Origin of the sequence: Prauserella shujinwangii, from assembly GCF_003001955.1 — a bacterium.
Lineage (GTDB): Bacteria > Actinomycetota > Actinomycetes > Mycobacteriales > Pseudonocardiaceae > Qaidamihabitans > Qaidamihabitans shujinwangii.
In genome coordinates this window covers 616,101-634,275 of record NZ_PVNH01000001.1, presented here as the reverse complement: position 1 = coordinate 634,275, position 18,175 = coordinate 616,101, and the positions used below count along the sequence as shown (strand labels likewise).

10 protein-coding genes are annotated in these 18,175 nt (G+C 72.6%); 8 read left to right on the top strand and 2 right to left on the bottom strand.

All coding sequences use genetic code 11. The features are described 5' to 3' along the window. The first annotated feature begins 172 nt into the window (after window positions 1-172). Genes B0I33_RS02915 through B0I33_RS02905 form a run of 3 tightly spaced genes read left to right on the top strand, consistent with a single transcriptional unit; the run spans window position 173 to window position 2,369 of the window. Window positions 173-652, top strand: coding sequence for a nuclear transport factor 2 family protein (locus tag B0I33_RS02915; RefSeq protein ID WP_106176892.1), 480 nt, complete (start codon window positions 173-175; stop codon window positions 650-652). Further along, window positions 649-2,082 carry an NDP-hexose 2,3-dehydratase family protein gene (locus B0I33_RS02910; RefSeq protein WP_106176891.1) on the top strand — a complete coding sequence of 478 codons (1,434 nt, stop codon included), beginning with the start codon at window positions 649-651 and terminating at the stop codon, window positions 2,080-2,082. Before B0I33_RS02915 ends, B0I33_RS02910 begins: the two co-directional genes overlap by 4 nt. Before the next feature lie 32 nt (window positions 2,083-2,114). Continuing rightward, window positions 2,115-2,369 (top strand): acyl carrier protein, encoded by a 255-nt coding sequence (locus B0I33_RS02905; protein WP_219927115.1) that lies wholly within the window; start codon window positions 2,115-2,117, stop codon window positions 2,367-2,369. A gap of 89 nt (window positions 2,370-2,458) precedes the next feature. Here B0I33_RS02905 and B0I33_RS02900 read toward each other — a convergent pair whose 3' ends face one another. Then, window positions 2,459-3,571 carry a DegT/DnrJ/EryC1/StrS family aminotransferase gene (locus tag B0I33_RS02900; RefSeq protein WP_106176890.1) on the bottom strand — a complete coding sequence of 371 codons (1,113 nt, stop codon included), beginning with the start codon at window positions 3,569-3,571 and terminating at the stop codon, window positions 2,459-2,461. A gap of 274 nt (window positions 3,572-3,845) precedes the next feature. Here B0I33_RS02900 and B0I33_RS02895 point away from each other — a divergent pair, with 274 nt between their 5' ends. From B0I33_RS02895 to B0I33_RS02880, 4 genes are all read left to right on the top strand, one after another. Continuing rightward, complete coding sequence (locus B0I33_RS02895) at window positions 3,846-5,111, top strand: beta-ketoacyl-[acyl-carrier-protein] synthase family protein (protein ID WP_245900404.1); 1,266 nt, start codon at window positions 3,846-3,848, stop codon at window positions 5,109-5,111. Then, complete coding sequence (locus tag B0I33_RS02890) at window positions 5,108-6,328, top strand: ketosynthase chain-length factor (RefSeq protein ID WP_106176888.1); 1,221 nt, start codon at window positions 5,108-5,110, stop codon at window positions 6,326-6,328. Before B0I33_RS02895 ends, B0I33_RS02890 begins: the two co-directional genes overlap by 4 nt. Then, window positions 6,325-7,335: an acyltransferase domain-containing protein gene (locus B0I33_RS02885; RefSeq protein WP_106176887.1), complete on the top strand. Its 1,011-nt coding sequence runs from the start codon at window positions 6,325-6,327 to the stop codon at window positions 7,333-7,335. The genes B0I33_RS02890 and B0I33_RS02885 overlap by 4 nt, the downstream gene beginning before the upstream one ends. Window positions 7,336-7,419: 84 nt before the next feature. Beyond that, window positions 7,420-7,734, top strand: coding sequence for an antibiotic biosynthesis monooxygenase family protein (locus B0I33_RS02880; protein ID WP_106176886.1), 315 nt, complete (start codon window positions 7,420-7,422; stop codon window positions 7,732-7,734). 31 nt (window positions 7,735-7,765) lie between these two features. Here the strand turns inward: B0I33_RS02880 and B0I33_RS02875 are convergent, their stop codons facing one another. Beyond that, window positions 7,766-8,791, bottom strand: coding sequence for a ketoacyl-ACP synthase III family protein (locus B0I33_RS02875; RefSeq protein ID WP_181193152.1), 1,026 nt, complete (start codon window positions 8,789-8,791; stop codon window positions 7,766-7,768). Window positions 8,792-8,969: 178 nt separating this feature from the next. Here B0I33_RS02875 and B0I33_RS02870 point away from each other — a divergent pair, with 178 nt between their 5' ends. Continuing rightward, on the top strand, window positions 8,970-18,068 hold the full coding sequence (locus B0I33_RS02870; protein ID WP_245900403.1) for a type I polyketide synthase: 9,099 nt from the start codon (window positions 8,970-8,972) through the stop codon (window positions 18,066-18,068). The last annotated feature ends 107 nt before the right edge of the window (window positions 18,069-18,175 follow it).

Here is an 18,175-nt window from a genome sequence, read left to right as displayed (position 1 = left end):
CCCCCCGGTGCTGGTCGTGGACCGGGGCGCCGGCGGTGCTTGAACTCCGCTCAACCGGCCGGCTCCGGCTGCCGCGACCCCACCGCGCGCCGGTCGACCGGTGCACGAGCGGCCACCTCGACGCTGATGGGCGGCTACGCCGATGACCCACCAGCAGAGGAAGCGAGGAAACATGGTCGCGAACACCACCCGGCCTTCGGCGCCGCACGCCGTCGGCGCACCGCCCGGCCGATCCCCGGCGGAGATCTACTTCGAGGTGCTGACGTTCTACGCCAGGCAGATGCGCCTGCTGGAAGCCCTGCGCATCGAGGACTACGCGGCCACCTTCACCGAGGACGCCGTGATCGAGCACAAGCACCGGGGCGAGCGGGCCGAGGGCAGGGCCGAGATGCTCCAGGCGATGCGTGCCGCGCTGCCGCGCTACGAGGGGGTGGTGGTCCGCCACTGGTTCGACCACATCCTCGTGGAACCGGGCAACGACGAGACGTACTCCGTGTCCTACTTCTCCCTGGTGACGAGGACCGATACCGAGGGCGGCGTGACGCTCGAACCGACGTTCACCGTGGAGGACGTCCTCGTGCGTGAGCGCGGCGAGCTGCTGACGAAATCCAGGAGCATCCGTCGCGACTCTCCCGTCGAGGCCGCGTCGTGACCCGCTCGTCGCCGCTCACCGACGCCGGCACCCCGGCGCGGATCGCCGCGTCCGTGCTGGCCGCCGACCACCGGACGGCGGAGGGATTCGACGAGTGGCTCGCCGAACAGCGCGCCCGGTCGGTCACCGACGTGCGTCCTGTGCCGCTGGATGCCCTGGACGGCTGGTCACGCGAGGCGGAGACCGGCAACTACCGCCACCACAGCGGCAGGTTCTTCACCATCGAGGGCCTGGACGTGCACATGGCGGACGGACCTGTCCGGCGGTGGAGCCAGCCGATCATCAACCAGCCCGAGGTGGGCATCCTCGGGTTCCTGGTCAAGGAGTTCGACGGCGTGCTCCACTGCCTGGTCCAGGCCAAGGTCGAACCGGGCAACTGCAACGGCGTGCAACTGTCCCCCACCGTCCAGGCCACCCGGAGCAACTACACCGGCGTGCATCGCGGCCGGACGGTGCCGTACCTGGAGTTCTTCCGGGACAGCGCACGACACCACGTCCTCGCCGACGTCCGGCAGTCGGAGCAGGGGGCGCGCTTCTATCAGAAGCGCAATCGCAACATGGTGGTCGAGACCACCGAGGAGGTCGAGGTGGTGGACGGCTTCCACTGGCTCACCCTCGGGCATCTGCACCGGCTGCTCGCGATCGACAACCTCGTCAACATGGACGCCCGCACCGTGCTGTCCTGCCTGCCGTTCGCCGGCCTGCGCCTGGCGGACTCGTTCGACGTGGCCGGCGAGGACTTCCGCGCGGCACTGATCCGTTCCTGCAGCCAGGAGGCCGCCAGTGCGCACAGCATGGCCGAGCTGCTGAGCTGGATCACCGAACGGCGGGTCGAGACGGACGTCTACGCACGGCGCATCCCGTTGCGCGACGTCGAGCGCTGGCGGTACGCGGACGGCCGGATCACCCACGAGACGGGCCGTTATTTCGACGTCATCGGCGTGGACGTGGCAGCGGGCACGCGCGAGGTGTCCCGGTGGATGCAGCCCATGATCGCCCCGCACGCCCGCGGCCTGGTGGCGTTCCTCGTGCGCGACATCGAGGGGGTGCTGCACGTTCTCGTGCGCGCGCACGCGGAGGCGGGATACGTCGACGTGGTGGAGCTGGCGCCCACCGTCCAATGCGCTCCAGACAACTACGCGCATCTGCCGGAGTCAGCGCGGCCGCCCTTTCTCGGCGACGTGCTGGCGGCACCCGCCGACCGCATCAGGTTCGACACCGAACTCTCGGAAGAAGGCGGTCGCTTCCATCACGCCCGCAACCGATACGTCGTCGTCGAGGCGGACGAGGACGACGACCTGGAGGGACCCGGTTTCCGTTGGCTCACCCTGCACCAGGTGGTCAACCTGTTGCGGCACAGCCACTACCTCAACATCGAGGCCCGGAGCCTGGTCGCCTGCCTGCACAGCCTGTCCGCGGGCCCCTCGTGAACCACCCGACCCACAACCAGAACGGAGCAGCCATGTCCCAGATGACCATGGACGACCTCAAACGCCTCCTGCGCCAGGCGGCGGGCGACGACGAGGCCGTCGGCGTGGACGAGGACATCACCGACACGCCGTTCAGCGACCTCGGCTACGACTCACTGGCACTGCTCGAGACGACGGCGCACGTGAAGCGCGAGTTCGGCGTAGAGCTGGACGACGAGGCGCTCGCGACGCTGACCACTCCGGCCGAGTTCCTGCACGCGGTCAACACCTCGCTGGCCACGACCTGAGCCCCGCCGGCCGGCTCGCCTCCCGAGAGTGACGGCCGCGGGGGGCCGCGGCGGACACACCCCCGGGAGGCGAGCCTGCCGCCAGGGTGTCAGAGGTCCGTGACGACCTGGCGCACGGCGTCGATCACCTTGTCCTGCACGTCCCTCGGCAGTGCCGGGTACATGGGCAGCGAGAAGATCTCGCCGGCCAGCCGCTCCGTCACGGGCAGGGAACCACGCCGCCACCCGAGGTGCTCGAACCCGGTCATCGTGTGCACCGGCCAGCGGTAGCTGACGTTCAGCGCGATGTCGTAGCCCCTGAGCCGGTCCAGGATGCGGTCGCGCTGCTCGTGCCGGACCACGTAGAGGTAGTAGACGTGATCGTTCCCCGCCGCCACGCGGGGAAGCACGAGGCCGTCGAGGTCGCCGAGCCCCTCCCGGTACCGCTCGGCGACAGCGCGGCGCGCGGCGACATAGTCGTCGAGCCTGCGCAGCTTGCGGCGCAGGATCTCCGCCTGCACCTCGTCCAGCCTGCTGTTGTGGCCCGGCGTCTCGACGACGTAGTAGTCCTTCTCCATGCCGTAGAAGCGCAACCGGCGCAACACACGATCGACGTCGTCACGGGCCGTCACGACCGCGCCGCCGTCCCCGTAGGCACCGAGCACCTTCGTCGGGTAGAACGAAAAAGCCCCCGCGTCTCCCATTGTCCCGGCCGGCTGTCCGTGGTGGCGCGCGCCGTGCGACTGCGCGCAGTCCTCCAGCACCGCCAGGCCGTGCTCCTCGGCCAGCCGCCGCAACGGCGCCATGTCCACGCACTGGCCGTACAGGTGCACGGGGGCGATCGCCTTCGTACGCGGGGTGATCGAAGCGGCGAGTTGGTCGGTGTCCATCAGGAAGTCGTCGTCGCGCACATCCACGAACACCGGTACCGCACCCGCGGCGTCGATCGCCACCACGGTCGGAGCGGCGGTGTTGGCCACCGTGATCACCTCGTCGCCCGGCCGCACGCCGATCGCCTCGAGTCCCAGCTCGATGGCGTTCGTGCCGTTGTCGACGCCGACGCAGTGCGGCAGGCCGTGGTACGCGGCGAACTCCTCCTCCAGCCCGCGCACGCTGGGGCCGAGAATCAGCTGCCCCGAGCGGAAGACCGTCTCGACGGCGTCGAGGACGTCCGCTTTCTCCCGTTCGTACTCCGGCAAGTAGTCCCAGACTTTGATGGTCATCGCGTGTGCCGCCTCCGTGGTGTGTGCGTGCTGCGGGTCACCTCGCGCGAGGGTCCACCGATCTCGTCGTGCCCTTCTCAACCGCCGCTGGTCCGTCCCGCGGGCGCGGCGGCGTGACTCCAGGAGAAGTCCAGGCTCGCCCGATCGCGGGCTGCCACCGTGGCTCGGTATGCGGGTTGTCGTTCCACCGTGCGCGGTGGGCGGCCATGAGAACTGGAGAACACATGCGCGAATCGAGCAAGTCGGACGAACGAAGTGGGCGGAGGTTCCGGTCGTGAGCCGCCGCGCGGTGATCACCGGTGTGGGTGTCCTGGCGCCAGGCGGCAACGGCACCAAGGAGTACTGGGATCTGCTGGCCGCCGGCCGGTCGGCGACGAGGGCGATCACCCACTTCGACGCCTCGCCGTACCGCTCCCGGATGGCCGGTGAGTGCGATTTCGATCCGGGGACGGCGGGCCTGGGACCACAGCAGATCCGCCGGATGGACCGGGCGACCCAGCTGGCGGTGGTGGCGGCCGGGGAGGCGATGGCCGACTCGGGGGTGGAGTTCGACCGGCTCGACCCGACCAGGGTAGGCGTGGGACTCGGCTGCGCGGTGGGCTCGACGACGAGCCTGGAACGCGAGTACATCGTCGGTAGCGACCGCGGCCGGCACTGGGAGGTCGACCAGGCCTACACACTCCCCCACCTGTACGACTACTTCACCCCGAGCACGATGGCCGCCGAGCTGGCCTGGCTCGCCGGGGCGGAAGGACCGGTCAGCATGGTCTCCACGGGCTGCACCTCGGGCATCGACTCGGTCGGCCACGCGGCCGAGTTGATCGCCGAGGGATCCGCCGACGTCGTGCTCACCGGAGGTACCGAGGCGCCCCTGTCCCCCATCACCACCGTGTGCTTCGACGTCATCAGGGCCAGTTCGACCCGCAACGACGATCCCGCGCAGGCGTGCCGCCCGTTCGACCTGACCAGGGACGGACTCGTGCTCGCCGAGGGCGCGGCGGTGCTCGTCCTGGAGGACCTGGAGCACGCCCGCCGGCGCGGGGCACGGCTCTACGCCGAGGTCGCCGGGTACGCGTCCCGTTGCAACGCCTACCACATGACGGGGTTGCACCCCGAGGGCCGGGAGATGGCCATGGCCATCGATGCGACGCTGGCGCAGGCTCGGCTGGCACCGGAGGACGTCGACTACGTCAACGCGCACGGATCCGGCACCAAGCAGAACGACCGGCACGAGACCGCGGCGTTCAAACGGGCGCTGGGCAGGCACGCCTACGACACGCCGGTCAGCGGGTTCAAGTCGATGGTCGGGCATTCGCTCGGCGCCATCGGATCACTGGAGATCGCGGGCTGCCTGCTGGCGTTCGAGAAGGACCTCATCCCGCCCACCGCGAACCTGCACGAGCCCGACCCGGAATGCGACCTGGACTACGTCCCGCTGGTGGCACGGGAACAACGGGTGGACGCCGCACTCACCGTGGGCAGTGGGTTCGGCGGTTTCCAGAGCGTGCTGGCACTGCGGCGGCCGGGAGGAAAGGCATGACGGCGGCGCGGGCGATCGTGACGGGGATCGGCGTGGTGGCACCCACGGGCATCGGCACGGAGGCGTACTGGTCGGCGGTGCTGCGCGGGGAGCGGGCCATCAGGCCCGTCACCCGGTTCGACGCCTCCGGCTACTGGGCACGGCTCGCCGGGGAGGTCCCCGGATTCGCCGCCGAGGAGCACCTCGAACGGCGGCTGCTGCCGCAGACCGATCACATGACCCGGATGGCGCTCGCCGCATCGGACTGGGCGCTGCGGGAGGCGGGGATCGACCGGGACGCGATTTCCGACGACGAGATCGCCGTCGTGACCGCGGCGACCGGTGGCGGCTACGAGTTCGGGCAGCGGGAGCTCGAGAAACTGTGGCAGCAGGGCCCGGAGTTCGTCAGCGCCTATCAGTCGTTCGCGTGGTTCTACGCGGTGAACACCGGGCAGATCTCCATCCGCCACGGCACCCGCGGTCCCGGCGCCGTCATCGCCAACGAGCAGGCGGGCGGTCTGGACGCGATCGGCACCGCCCGCCGGCACCTGGCCAGGGGGGCACGGGTGGCGGTCACCGGCGCCGTGGACAGCTCGATGTGCCCCTGGGCGTGGGTCGCGCACCAGGCGTCCGGCGGCCTGAGCGGATCCACTGATCCCGACCGGGCCTACCTGCCCTTCGATGTGGAAGCCCGCGGATACGTGCCGGGTGAGGGCGGCGCGATCCTCGTCCTGGAGTCGGCCGCGCCCGCGGCGGAGCGTACGGACGCGACCAGGCACGTCGAGGTCGCCGGGTACGCCACCACGTTCGATCCGCGGGACCCCGACCGCCCGCCGGGCCTGCGCCGGGCCACCGAGTCGGCGCTCGCGGACGCCGGTGCCGAACCGGACGACATCGACGTGGTGTTCGCGGACGCGGCAGGAGTCCCGGAACTCGACCGCGTCGAGGCCGACACGATCCGCGGTGTATTCGGACCGCGCGGGGTGCCGGTGACGGCGCCCAAGACCATGACCGGCAGGCTGTTCGCCGGCGGGGGCGCGCTCGATGTCGCCACCGCCGTGCTGACCATCCGATCCGGGGTGATCCCGCCCACCGTGAACGTGCGCGCCCAGGCACCCGGCTACGACCTCGATCTGGTGTGTGACTCGCCGCGGCGGGCACCGGTGCGCGCCGCGCTGGTCCTCGGTCGCGGACGCGGTGGGTTCAACGCGGCCGTGGTCGTGCGGGCGGCGCGATGACGGCCGGGGTGCGGGACCGTGCCCGTCCGGCCGCCCTGATGTTCCCGGGACAGGGCGCCCAGCACCAGGGCATGGCGACGGGACTGTACCGGTCGGAGCGGGTGTTCGCCGACGCGATGGACTCGGTGTTCGCGCTGCTGGGCGCGGAGGGCGAGCGGGTGCGCGCCGACTGGCTGTCGGACGAGCCGGCGATCGGGATCGACGATGTGCGCCGCGCGCAGCCGCTGCTGTTCGCCGTGGGCTACGCGCTGGGCAGGTTGCTGTACAGCCGTGGCGTGCGGCCGACGGCGATGCTGGGCCACAGCGCGGGCGAGCTGGTGGCGGCCACCCTGGCCGGCGTGTTCGAGTTGCGCGACGCTGTCGCTCTGGTCGGCGGCCGGGTCCGGCACGCCGCCACCATGCCTTCCGGCGGGATGCTCGCCGTGGCGGCCGCACCGGACGACCTCCGCCCGTATCTGGACGACGAGCTCGTCGCGATCGCCGCGGTGAACGCGCCGCGCCAGACGATGCTCGCGGGACCCACCGCGCCGTTGCGCGCGGTGGAGGCACGCCTGCGAGCCGACGGGGTGATCGTCCGGGAAGTGCCTTCGACGAGCCCGTTCCACAGCCCGGTGATGGCGCCGGTGGCGGCGGCGACCGAGCGCGCGCTCGGGCGCGCGCGGCTGCGCGCTCCACGACTGCCGGTCTACTCCGCGTACACGGGCGAGGTGCTGGGCGAGCAGCAGGCGCGGGACCCGGGGTTCTGGGCCAGGCAGGTCACCGACACGGTCTACTTCGGACCAGCGCTCGACCGGCTGCTCGCCGACCGGGATGTCCTGCTCGTGGAAGCGGGTCCGGGGCAGACGCTGGCCGCGTTCGCCCGGCGGCACCGCGCGGTGCGTGAACAGCGCAGCGCCGTGGTGCCGCTGCTGCCCGCCCAGCCGGGCGGCCCGGAGACGGACCTGCGCTCGGTACTCGACGCGCTCGACCGCGTCCATGCCCCGGCCACCCGCGCAGGCACCAGGTGAGCCGGTGTGGCGTTCGAGCCAGGCACGAGCCGGTCCGGGAAGGATCCGGATGTCCATCGTCCACCCCGCAGAGGAGGTCTTCCGATGCCCGACGACACGACCGACGACGTGGTCATCTTCGTGAACCGCTTCACCGTGCACGGTCCGGCCGAGGAGTTCGAGCGGGCGTTCGCGCGGAGCGCGGAGTTCATGCGACGGCAACCGGGTTTCCTGCACTACACCCTGTCGCGGGAGGTCGGCAGGGAGGACAGCTACCTGAACGTCGCCTACTGGCGCGACAGCGACTCACTGCGCGCGGCCGCCCGTGACCCGGAGTTCCAGGAGCACGTGGCAGCGCTGCGCGCGCTGAGCAGCCGAGAGCACGGCATCTACGCGCCACGCCAGACATCCGACGGCTGAACCGGCGCCCGGCCGCCTCGGGCGAAGGCCGTCACCGGACTCGCGGGCGCTCGAGAATCTCCAGCACCACGACCGACCACGTGAAGCCCGCGCCGACACCCGCGAGCAGCACGCGCTGCCCCGGCCGCAACGCGTCGCACGCGGCGAGGTGGTCCAGGCCGGCGAACTGGTCACCGGCGCCAAGGTGGCCGGCTCCGCTCCCCCACGACCACGTGGTGCGCTCCGGGTCGATGGCGAGCGGATCGAAGAAGTGCGCCTTGAGCCTGCCTTTCCCGAGATTCGGCAGCACGATCCAGTCCATCCCGGCCAGATCCGCGCCGGCTTCCTCGACCGCGAGCCGCACCGCGTCGCGCTGGCCCTCGTCGATGCGCTCGAGCACCGAGTCCAGCCCCGCGTCCCGCACGTACGCGGCCCTGGTGACGCTGAGATCGATGGGCTTGCGCCGGGCGAACGGCTCGTCGGCGAACGGGTCGTCGCCGCGCGCGATGCGCTCCATGCCGTGATCGGCGATCGTCACCACCGCCCGGATCCGGGCGAAGCCGCCGGTCGTCGTCAGCACCGCGGCGGTCCCGCCGTCCCCGCAGACGGTACCCGGATCACTGCGCCACCTGTCATAACCGGGCAGCGCGAACCGGTCCCCCGTGGTCACGAGCGCGCTGCCGTGACCGCGCCCGGCGGTGAGATGGCCGGCCGCCAGCTCAAGCGCGGCCAGCCCGCCGTTGGACATCTGCCGCACCTCGAACGCCGGACACCGGTTCCCGACGGTCTCCCGCTGCACGAAGGACGCCACCGGCCACAGGTCGTGGCCCTGGAAGTAGGTCGAGGCGTGCAGTACCAGGCGCACCTCCGGGACCGCATCCGCCCGCGCCAGCGCCTCCCGCGCCGCCCGTACGGCCATTTCCGGCCCCGACTCGGACTGGGACACGCACACCGACGTGACGCCGGTCGCCCACACGGCGCGGCGTTCGCACAGACCGCGCCGTTCGGCCTCCGCGAGCTCCATGCGTGGCGGCAGCCAGGTACCCGTGGATGCGAGATACAGCTCGTCAAACCTCACTCCAGCCTCCCCGAAGTCGACCGCGACCATTCGAGCACCGGGCACCGGTCCACGGCTCAACCTGCGCTGGAGGTACCCGGGCCCGCCGTCCCAGCGCTCCTCGATCGGTGCTCCAGCCGGCCCGGACACGCTCGCGCGAGCGGGTGCGATCGCATCCGCCCCGCCTGCGATTGGAGTGATGATGGTGACTCCGCACGCTGTTCCCCCCGGCTCGGTGGCGGTCATCGGGGTGGCGTGCCGCCTGCCGGCGGCCCCCGATCCCGTCCGATTCTGGGAGCTGCTGCGGTCGGGCCGGGAAGCGGTGGACGCGGCACCGGCGGACCGGTTCGGTGGCGACCGGCCACGGGGCGGGTTCCTGGACGACGTGGCGGGTTTCGACGCCGGCTTCTTCGGGGTGTCACCCCGCGAGGCCGCGCTGATGGACCCGCAGCAGCGGCTGACGCTCGAACTGTGCTGGGAGGCCCTGGAGCACGCCCGGCTGTCTCCGGACACGCTGCGGGGCAGCCGCACCGGCATCTTCCTCGGCGCCATGTCCGACGAGTACGCGGCGCTGCTGCATCGGCACGGTCGTGCGGCGATCACCCCGCACACCATGACCGGCCTCCAGCGCAGCCTCCAGGCGAATCGCATCTCACACCTGCTCGGCCTGCGCGGGCCCAGTCTGACCGTCGACTCTGGACAGTCGTCGTCACTGGTCGCCACCCACCTGGCGGTCGAGAGCCTGCGCCGCGGGGAGTCCGTGATCGCGTTGGTGGGCGGGGTGAACCTGCTGCTGGACCCGGACGCCATGTGGTCCACCCGGGAGTTCGGCGCCCTGTCCCCGGACGGCCACTGTTACGCCTTCGACTCGCGCGCCAACGGTTTCGTCCGCGGCGAGGGCGGGGCCGTGCTCGTGCTCAAGCCCGCGGCGGCCGCGATCGCGGATGGCGACCGCGTGCTGTGCCTGCTGCTCGGCAGCGCGGTGAACAACGACGGCCCGGCGGAGGGGCTGACCGTGCCCAGCCGGACGGCTCAGGAGGAGGTGCTCCGGGAGGCGTACGCGGCGGCGAACGTCGACCCGGACGACGTGCAGTACGTGGAGGCGCACGGCACGGGAACCGAGGTGGGCGACCCGGTCGAAGCCGCGGCGCTCGGGGCGGTGTTCGGGCAGGGACGCACCGGCCACCCCCTCGCCCTGGGCTCGGTCAAGACGAACGTCGGCCACCTGGAAGGTGGTGCCGGTGCGGTCGGGCTGCTCAAGACGGTACTCGCGATCGCCCACCGCGAACTGCCGCCGAGCCTGAACTTCGCGACCGCCCACCCCCGGATCCCGCTGCCCGACCTGGGTCTGCGGGTGCCTACCGAGCACGGTCCGTGGCCGGCGAGCAACGCACCGCTGGTGGCGGGCGTTTCGTCGTTCGGCATGGGCGGCACCAACTGCCATGTGGTGCTGTCCGAGGCACCGGCCGTCCCGGCACCCCGCGACCGAGGCAGGGCCGGGCGGCGCGTCGTGCCCTGGGTGCTCTCCGCGCGAGCGGAGCCGGCACTGCGCGCCGCCGCGACGCGGCTGTCCCGGCACGTCGGCACCGCCGACCCGGCGGAGCCGCATCCCGAGGACGTCGGTTTCTCGCTGGCCACCACCCGCGCCGCGTTCGAGCACCGCGCCTGCGCCGTCGGCCGGGACGCCTCCGACCTGCGGGACGGACTGGCGGCACTCGCCGACGGGGAGCGCTCCGAACAGGTGGTCTGCGGCTCCCCGAAGGGCGGTCTCGCCCTGCTGTTCCCGGGCCAGGGATTTCAGCACCCCGGCATGGCCCGCACACTGCACCGGACATTCCCCGCGTTCGCCCGAGCGTTCGACGAGGTGTGCGCGGCGCTCGACCCGCTCCTGCCCCGGCCGCTGCGGACAGTCCTGTGGGCCGCGGACGGTACGGCTGAGCTCGACCAGACCCAGTACACCCAGCCCGCCCTGTTCGCGGTCGGCGTCTCCCTGAGCGAGCTGCTGGCCTCGTTCGGGGTGCGGGCGGACGCGGTCGCCGGACACTCGGTCGGCGAGATCGCGGCGGCGCACGTCGCGGGCGCGTTGTCCCTGGCCGACGCCGCCCGGCTGGTGTGCCTGCGCGGCCGACTGATGCAGAACATGCCGTCCGGCGGAGCGATGGTGTCCGTCCAGGCCACGGAGGAGGAGGTCGCCGGACTCCTCGGCGACCGGGTGGCCCTCGCGGCGGTGAACGGGCCCGGTTCCGTGGTCGTCTCCGGCGACCACGGCCCGGTCACCGAGATCGCGGAGCACTTCACGGCACGGGGCAGGCGCACGAAGGTCCTGCGGACCAGCCACGCCTTCCACTCCCCGGTGGTGGACTCGATCCTGGACGAGCTGCGCGCGGCGGCGGACGGCATGGCAGCGGCCGGTCCCCCGAGGGCGGTGGTCGCCTCGACGCTCACCGGGCGCCCGGTGACGGCCGAGGAGCTCCGCTCGCCGGAGCACTGGGCGCGGCACGCGCGCCGACCGGTCCGCTTCGGCGACGGCATCACGACGCTGCTCGACGAGGGAGCCCGCGTGTTCCTGGAGGCCGGCCCCGGCCACGGCCTCACCCTGCTCGGCCAGTCCGGCGCCCCGGCGGACGCGGCGTTCTACCCCTGCCTGGACGGGCCGGACGAGGAACTGTCGTTCGTGCGGGCGCTCGGCGCGGCGTACGCGCACGGCGCCGAGGTCGACTGGAGGGCGTTCTTCGGCGCGGCGAGGAGCACAGTGGACCTGCCCACCTACCCGTTCCAGCGCGAGCGCCACTGGTTCGACCGGGTGCTCGGAGACGAGAGCCGAAACGGCGTCCCCGAGGACGTTCCCGGCACCGACCGGACTGAGGGCACCGAACGCACCGAGGTCGCACGCCGAGTCGCCGGCGCGGGGAGCGCCGAGCGTGAGCGGCTCACGCTGGACCTGGTGCGGGAGGTGGCCGCCGATGTCCTCGGGCACGACTCGGCGACGGCCGTCTCGGCGCGCAGGCCGTTTCGCGACCTGGGTTTCGACTCGAGACTCACCGTACGGCTGGTGAACCGGCTCGCCGACGCGACGGGCCTGCCGCTGCCCACCGCCCTCCCCTACGACCATCCGACTCCAGAGCGGCTGGCCCGGCGGCTCCAGGATGCCCTCGCCGACACCGACACCGATGCCGCGCGTCACCCCGTACCGGGGGCAGGGGGCCCGCACGACGATCCGATCGCGATCGTCGCGATGAGCTGCCGGTACCCCGGCGACGTCCACTCACCCGAGGAACTGTGGCAACTGGTCGAATCCGGCGGCGACGCCATCACCGCGTTCCCCGACGACCGCGGCTGGGAGAGCGCCGCTCGCTACGATTCGCGCCCAGGCCTGCCCGGCCACACCTACACCCGGCACGGCGGTTTCCTGTCCGCGGTGGACGAGTTCGACGCCGCGTTCTTCGGCATCGGACCGCGTGAAGCGACCGCGATGGACCCTCAGCAGCGGATCCTCTTGGAATCCGCGTGGGAGTTGTTCGAGCGGGCGGGCATCGACCCCGGGCGGCTGCGCGACGGCCCGGTCGGGGTGTTCGTGGGAGCCACCGGACAGGAGTACGGCCCGCGCATGCACGAGGCGGGCGACGAACAGGGCGGGTTCGTGCTGACCGGCACCACCCCGAGCGTCCTGTCCGGCCGGCTTTCCTACTTCTTCGACCTCACCGGCCCGGCGCTGACCGTGGACACGGCGTGTTCGTCATCGCTGGTGACCCTGCACCTCGCCGCCCGGTCACTGCGCGCGGGTGAGTGCACGCTCGCGATCGCGGGCGGTGTCACGGTGATGTCGTCGCCGGGCATGTTCGTCGAGTTCAGCAGGCAGCGCGGGCTGGCGCCGGACGGCCGCTGCAAGCCCTTCGCGGCGGCCGCGGACGGCACCGCATGGGCGGAGGGCGCGGGACTGCTCCTGCTCGAGCCCTTGTCCCGGGCCAGGCGCAACGGCCACCGGGTACTCGCGCTGCTGCGGGGCAGCGCGACCAACCAGGACGGGGCGAGCAACGGGCTGTCCGCACCGAACGGGCCCGCACAGGAAGCGGTCATCCGGGCCGCGCTGGCCGACGCCGCCCTGGCTCCCGCCGACGTCTCCGCGGTGGAGGCGCACGGTACCGGCACGGCACTGGGCGACCCGGTCGAGGCGGGTGCGCTGCTCGCGACCTACGGCCAGGGCCGGGCCGCCGACCGGCCGGTGTGGCTGGGTTCGGTGAAGTCCAACATCGGACACGCACAGGCCGCCGCCGGAGTCGCGGGCGTGATCAAGATGGTGCAGGCGTTCCGGCACGGCACCGTGCCCGCCACGCTGCACGTGGACGAGCCGACTCCCCGGGTTGACTGGTCCGGAGGCACGCTCGCCCTGGCGACCCGGCCCGTGCCCTGGCCCCGCGAGGACGGCCCGCGCCGGGTGGGGGTGTCCTCGTTCGGCATCAGCGGCACCAACGCCCACGTAATCCTGGAGGAGCCGCCTCCGCCCACCGACGACGTCCCGGCCGAGTCCGGGCACGACGGGGTGCGGATCGCGGCGCAGGTGGTGCCGTGGGTGGTGTCCGGGCGGACGCCCTCGGCGCTGCGGGACCAGGCGGCGCGCCTGCACCCCGCCGTCGCCGCGGCGGACCCGGCCGCGGTCGGGTACGCCCTCGCCACCACCAGGCCGGAGTTCAGCCATCGTGCGGTGGTACTCGGCGCGGACCGGGAACGGCTGCTTACCGGGACCGCGTCCCTGGCGCGGGGCGAACCGTCACCGTCGGTCGTCACCGGCCGAGTGGTGGAAGGCGGCACGGTCTTCGTGTTCCCCGGGCAGGGCTCCCAGTGGCTGGGCATGGCCACCGAGATGCTGGAGTCCTCGCCGGTGTTCGCCGAGAAGGTGCGTGCATGCGCGGAGGCGTTCCGGGAGTTCGTGGACTGGTCGTTGCCCGATGTCCTGCGCGGCAGTCCGGACGCGCCGTCGCTGGACCAGGTCGACGTGGTGCAGCCGGCGCTGTTCGCGATCATGGTGGCGCTCGCGGCAGTGTGGCGGGCACACGGTGTTCACCCGGATGCCGTCGTCGGCCATTCCCAGGGTGAGATCGCCGCCGCCCACGTCGCCGGTGCCCTGTCGCTCCGCGATGCGGCACGCGTGGTGGTGCTCCGCGCGCGGCTGCTCGCCGAGCTGGCCGGCACGGGCGGCATGGCGTCGGTACCACTCGGCGGGGACGAGGTGCGCGAGCTGATGGCGCGGGCGGGCGGCGAGCTCCACGTCGCCGCGGTCAACGGCCCGGTGTCCACGGTCGTCGCGGGTCCCGTCCACGCTCTGGACCAGCTCACGGCCGACTGCGCGGCGCGCGGGATCAAGGTCAACCCGATCGACGTGGACTACGCCTCGCACGGCCCCGCCGTCGAAGTCCTGCGCCGCCCGTTGACCGAGGCTCTGGAAGGGCTGCGCCCGCGACGGCCCGACATACCCTTCTACTCCACCCGCACCGGCGAGGCGATCGAGCGGGAGCTGGACACCGAGTACTGGTACGGCAACCTGCGGGAGACCGTTCGCTTCCACGACGCCGTCCGCGCCCTCCTCGCCGGGGGGCACCGGCGGTTCGTGGAGGTCAGCCCGCACCCGGTCCTCAGCGCCGGCGTGCAGGACACCGCCGACGACGCTGGTGTCGAGGTGGTCACCACCGGCACGCTGCGCCGCGACCGGGGCGGTCCGGAGCAGCTGCTGACCGCGCTCGCGGCCACGTACACGGCCGGTGCGCCGGTGGACTGGCGGACCGTCCTGCCCTCCGCCGAACCGGTGGACCTGCCGACGTACGCGTTCCAGCGCCGGCGCTTCCGCGCGCCCGACCGCCCGGCGCCGGCCCGCGCGACGGAGCATCCGTTGCTGGACACTAGCGTGCGCCTGGCCGGTTCGGACCGGCTAGTGTGCGAGGGGGCGCTGTCGACGCAGCGGCAGCCGTGGCTGGCCGACCACGCCGTGACCGGCCAGGTCCTGCTACCCGGCACCGCACTGCTCGATCTCGCGGCGCACGCGGCCAGGATGCTCGGCCTCGGCATCGTCGACGACCTGGTCCTGGAGGCGCCCCTGCCGGTGCCCGCCGAAGCCGCCACGCGCGTACAGGTGGAGGCGGGCCCACCCGACGAAAACGGCCGCCGTTCCCTGACGATCCACTCCCGCCCGTCCGGTTCAGACACCTGGACCCGGCACGCCGGCGGTACGCTGGGCGCGGCGGACACCCCCATCCCGGCGACCCCACCGGCGCAGCTGTCCGCACACGCCGAACCGTTGCCGGTGGACGGCATCTACGAGCGGCTGGCCGACCGCGGCTACGAGTACGGACCGTCCTTCCGCCTCCTGCGCACGCTGTGGCGGGACGGTCGTGACCTCGTCGCCGACGTGTCCACGGCCGACCAGGTACCCGGTTTCGGCCCGCGTCCGGCAATGCTGGACGCCGCGCTGCACGCCCTGCTCGGCACGGGCGACGTCGGCGGTGACGGACGGCTCTGGCTGCCCTTCGCCTGGCACGGCGTGACATTGCGCGCCACCGACGCCACCACACTACGAGTCCGCTTCACCGGCAAGGGCGAGGGAGAGGTGGCCGTGACCGTGACCGACGGCGGCACGACGCCGGTCGCCACCATCGGCCGCCTGTCGTTCCGGGCATCCGCCCCCGCGCCCACCGACAGCATGTTCACGGTGGAACTGGTGCCCCTGCACGGCACCCGGCCCGACCCGGCGCCGCGTACCGTGATGCTCGGCGACGACCGATGGCAGGGAGACACCTACCCGAGTGTGGAACGCTTCCTCGATGCCGTCGCCGTCGGTGAGCCCGTTCCCGACCTCGCCCTGGCGCCGTGCCCTGATGGATCCGGAATGGACTGCGCGGAAGCGGCACACCTCGTGGCGGAGCACGTACTGACGCTGATCCAGCGGTGGCTGGCGGAACCACGGCTGGAGCGGACTCCGCTGGCGATCCTGACTCGCCCGGTGCTCGCGCACGGGGCCGTGCCCGGTCTGGTCCGCACGGCGCAGGCGGAGCATCCGGACCGCTTCGTGCTGGTCGAGACCGAGCACGACCCGGCGGAGGAAGGCGTGTCGGATCTGGTCGAGGCGGCCGTGTCCGCCCAGGAGCCGGAGGTCGTGGTGCGTGCCGGTGCGCTGCACGCACGGCGGCTCGCATCGGCACCCTCGGCGCTGCGGCCACCCGGGGACGCGCCCTCCTGGCATCTGGACACGACCAGCAGGGGCAGCCTGGACGGCCTGTCCCTGGTGCCGCAGGACCACCGCCCTCTCGGGGAGCACGAGGTACGGATCGCCGTGCGGGCGGCAGGCGTGAACTTCCGGGACGTCGTGATCGCGCTGGACCTGCTGGAGCACGAGGAGCTGATGGGCAGCGAAGGCGCGGGAGTGGTGGCCGAGGTCGGGCCGGGCGTGACGGACCTGGCCGTCGGCGACCGCGTCCTGGGTGTGTTCGAGCGCGCGTTCGGACCGGACGTCGTCACCGACCGGCGGACCGTCGCCCCCGTCCCCGAGGGGTGGACCTTCGCGCAGGCCGCCGGCGTGCCGGTCGCGTTCCTCACCGCCTACCAGTGCCTGGTGAAGCTGGCCCGGCTGCGGCCCGGCGAAGCGGTGCTGATCCATGCCGCCACCGGAGGCGTCGGGATGGCGGCGGTACAGCTCGCCCGACACCTCGGGGCGGAGGTCTTCGCGACCGCCAGTCCTGCCAAGTGGCCGGTGCTGCACCGGCTCGGCCTGGACGACGCGCACATCGCCTCGTCGCGTTCGCTCGAGTTCGCCGAGCGGTTCGACGGCCGGATCGACGTGGTGCTCAACTCCCTCACGGGCCGGTTCGTGGACGCGTCCCTGGGCATGCTCCGGTCCGGCGGCCGGTTCGTGGAGATCGGCAAGACCGACATCCGGTCGCCCCAGGCGGTGGCGAGCGCCCACCCCGGCGTGCGTTACCGGACGTACAACCTGCTGGATGTGCCGCCCGATCGCCTGGGTTCGCTGCTCACCGAACTGCTGGACCTTTTCGGTTCCGGCGCGCTCACGCCGCTGCCGGTCACGGCACTTGATGTGCGTCGTGGCGCGGAGGCGCTGGCGCGGCTCCGCGACGCCACGCACGTGGGCAAGCTGGTGCTCACCATCCCCCACCCGTTCGACCCCGGCGGCACCGTGCTGATCACCGGTGGGACCGGGACCCTCGGCGCCGCATTGGCGCGGCACCTGGTCCGCTGCCACGGCGCCACCCGGCTGCTGCTCGCCGGGCGCCGTGGCCCGGAAGCGCCGGGCATGGCCGCGCTGCGCGCTGAGCTGGCGGAGCTGGGCGCCGATGTCGACGCGGTGGCGTGCGACGTCGCCGACCGCGACGCGCTCGCGCGCCTGATTTCCGGAATGCCCGCGAACCACCGGTTGACCGCGGTCCTCCACCTGGCGGGGACGCTCGAGGACGCCACGGTGACCTCGCTCTCGCGTGACGCGCTCCAGCGAGTGCTGCGCCCGAAGGTCGACGCGGCGTGGCACCTGCACGAGCTGACCCGCGGTATGGACCTCTCGGCCTTCGTGCTGTTCTCCTCCGCGGTGGGGGTGCTGGGCCTGCCGGGGCAGGCCAACTACGCGGCGGCGAACACGTTCCTCGACGCGCTGGCGCGCCGGCGCCGCGCCGACGGGCTGCCGGGACTGTCGCTCGCCTGGGGAGTCTGGGCCGAAAGGTCCGGGATGACCGGGCACCTGCGCGCGGCCGACCTGGAGCGACTGCGGCAACACGGGCTGGACGTCCTGCCCACCGACGAAGGGCTCGCGTTGTTCGACACGGCGCTGGAGGCCGCGGCGGACACCCTTGTCCCGCTGCGTCTCGACGCCGGGACCGGAGAGGAGCGGCCGTCGGTGCCGGCATTGCTGCGGGACGTGCTGCCGGAGCGGCGCCGCGGTCTGCCCACGGCCGCCCACCCGGAGACCGGGCCGGACGAGTCGCTGGCCGGACGGCTGCCGACGATGTCCCACGACGAGCGCGGACGGGAGTTGTTGCATCTCGTGCGGGTCCATGCGGCGACGGTACTGGGATACGACGGCCCGGAAGCCGTGTCACCGGAATCGGCTTTCAAGGAGATCGGCTTCGACTCGCTCACCGGGGTGGAGCTGCGTAACCGGCTGAAAGCGGCCATCGGGGTGGCCATACCGTCGACCGTGGTCACCGACCAGACGACGGCCATGAGCCTGAGCGAGCACCTCGCGCAGGCCGTGGGGGCCACGAGCGACTCAGCGAATGTCGGCGGGACCACCCTGACCGAGTAATCCAACGCCTCCGATCGGCGGCTTCGACCACGCGGTGCCCGCTGTTAACCTGATTCCGAATTCAGGAATCACAGCACCACCTCTCGCCTCCTGTTTCGGCTGAGCCG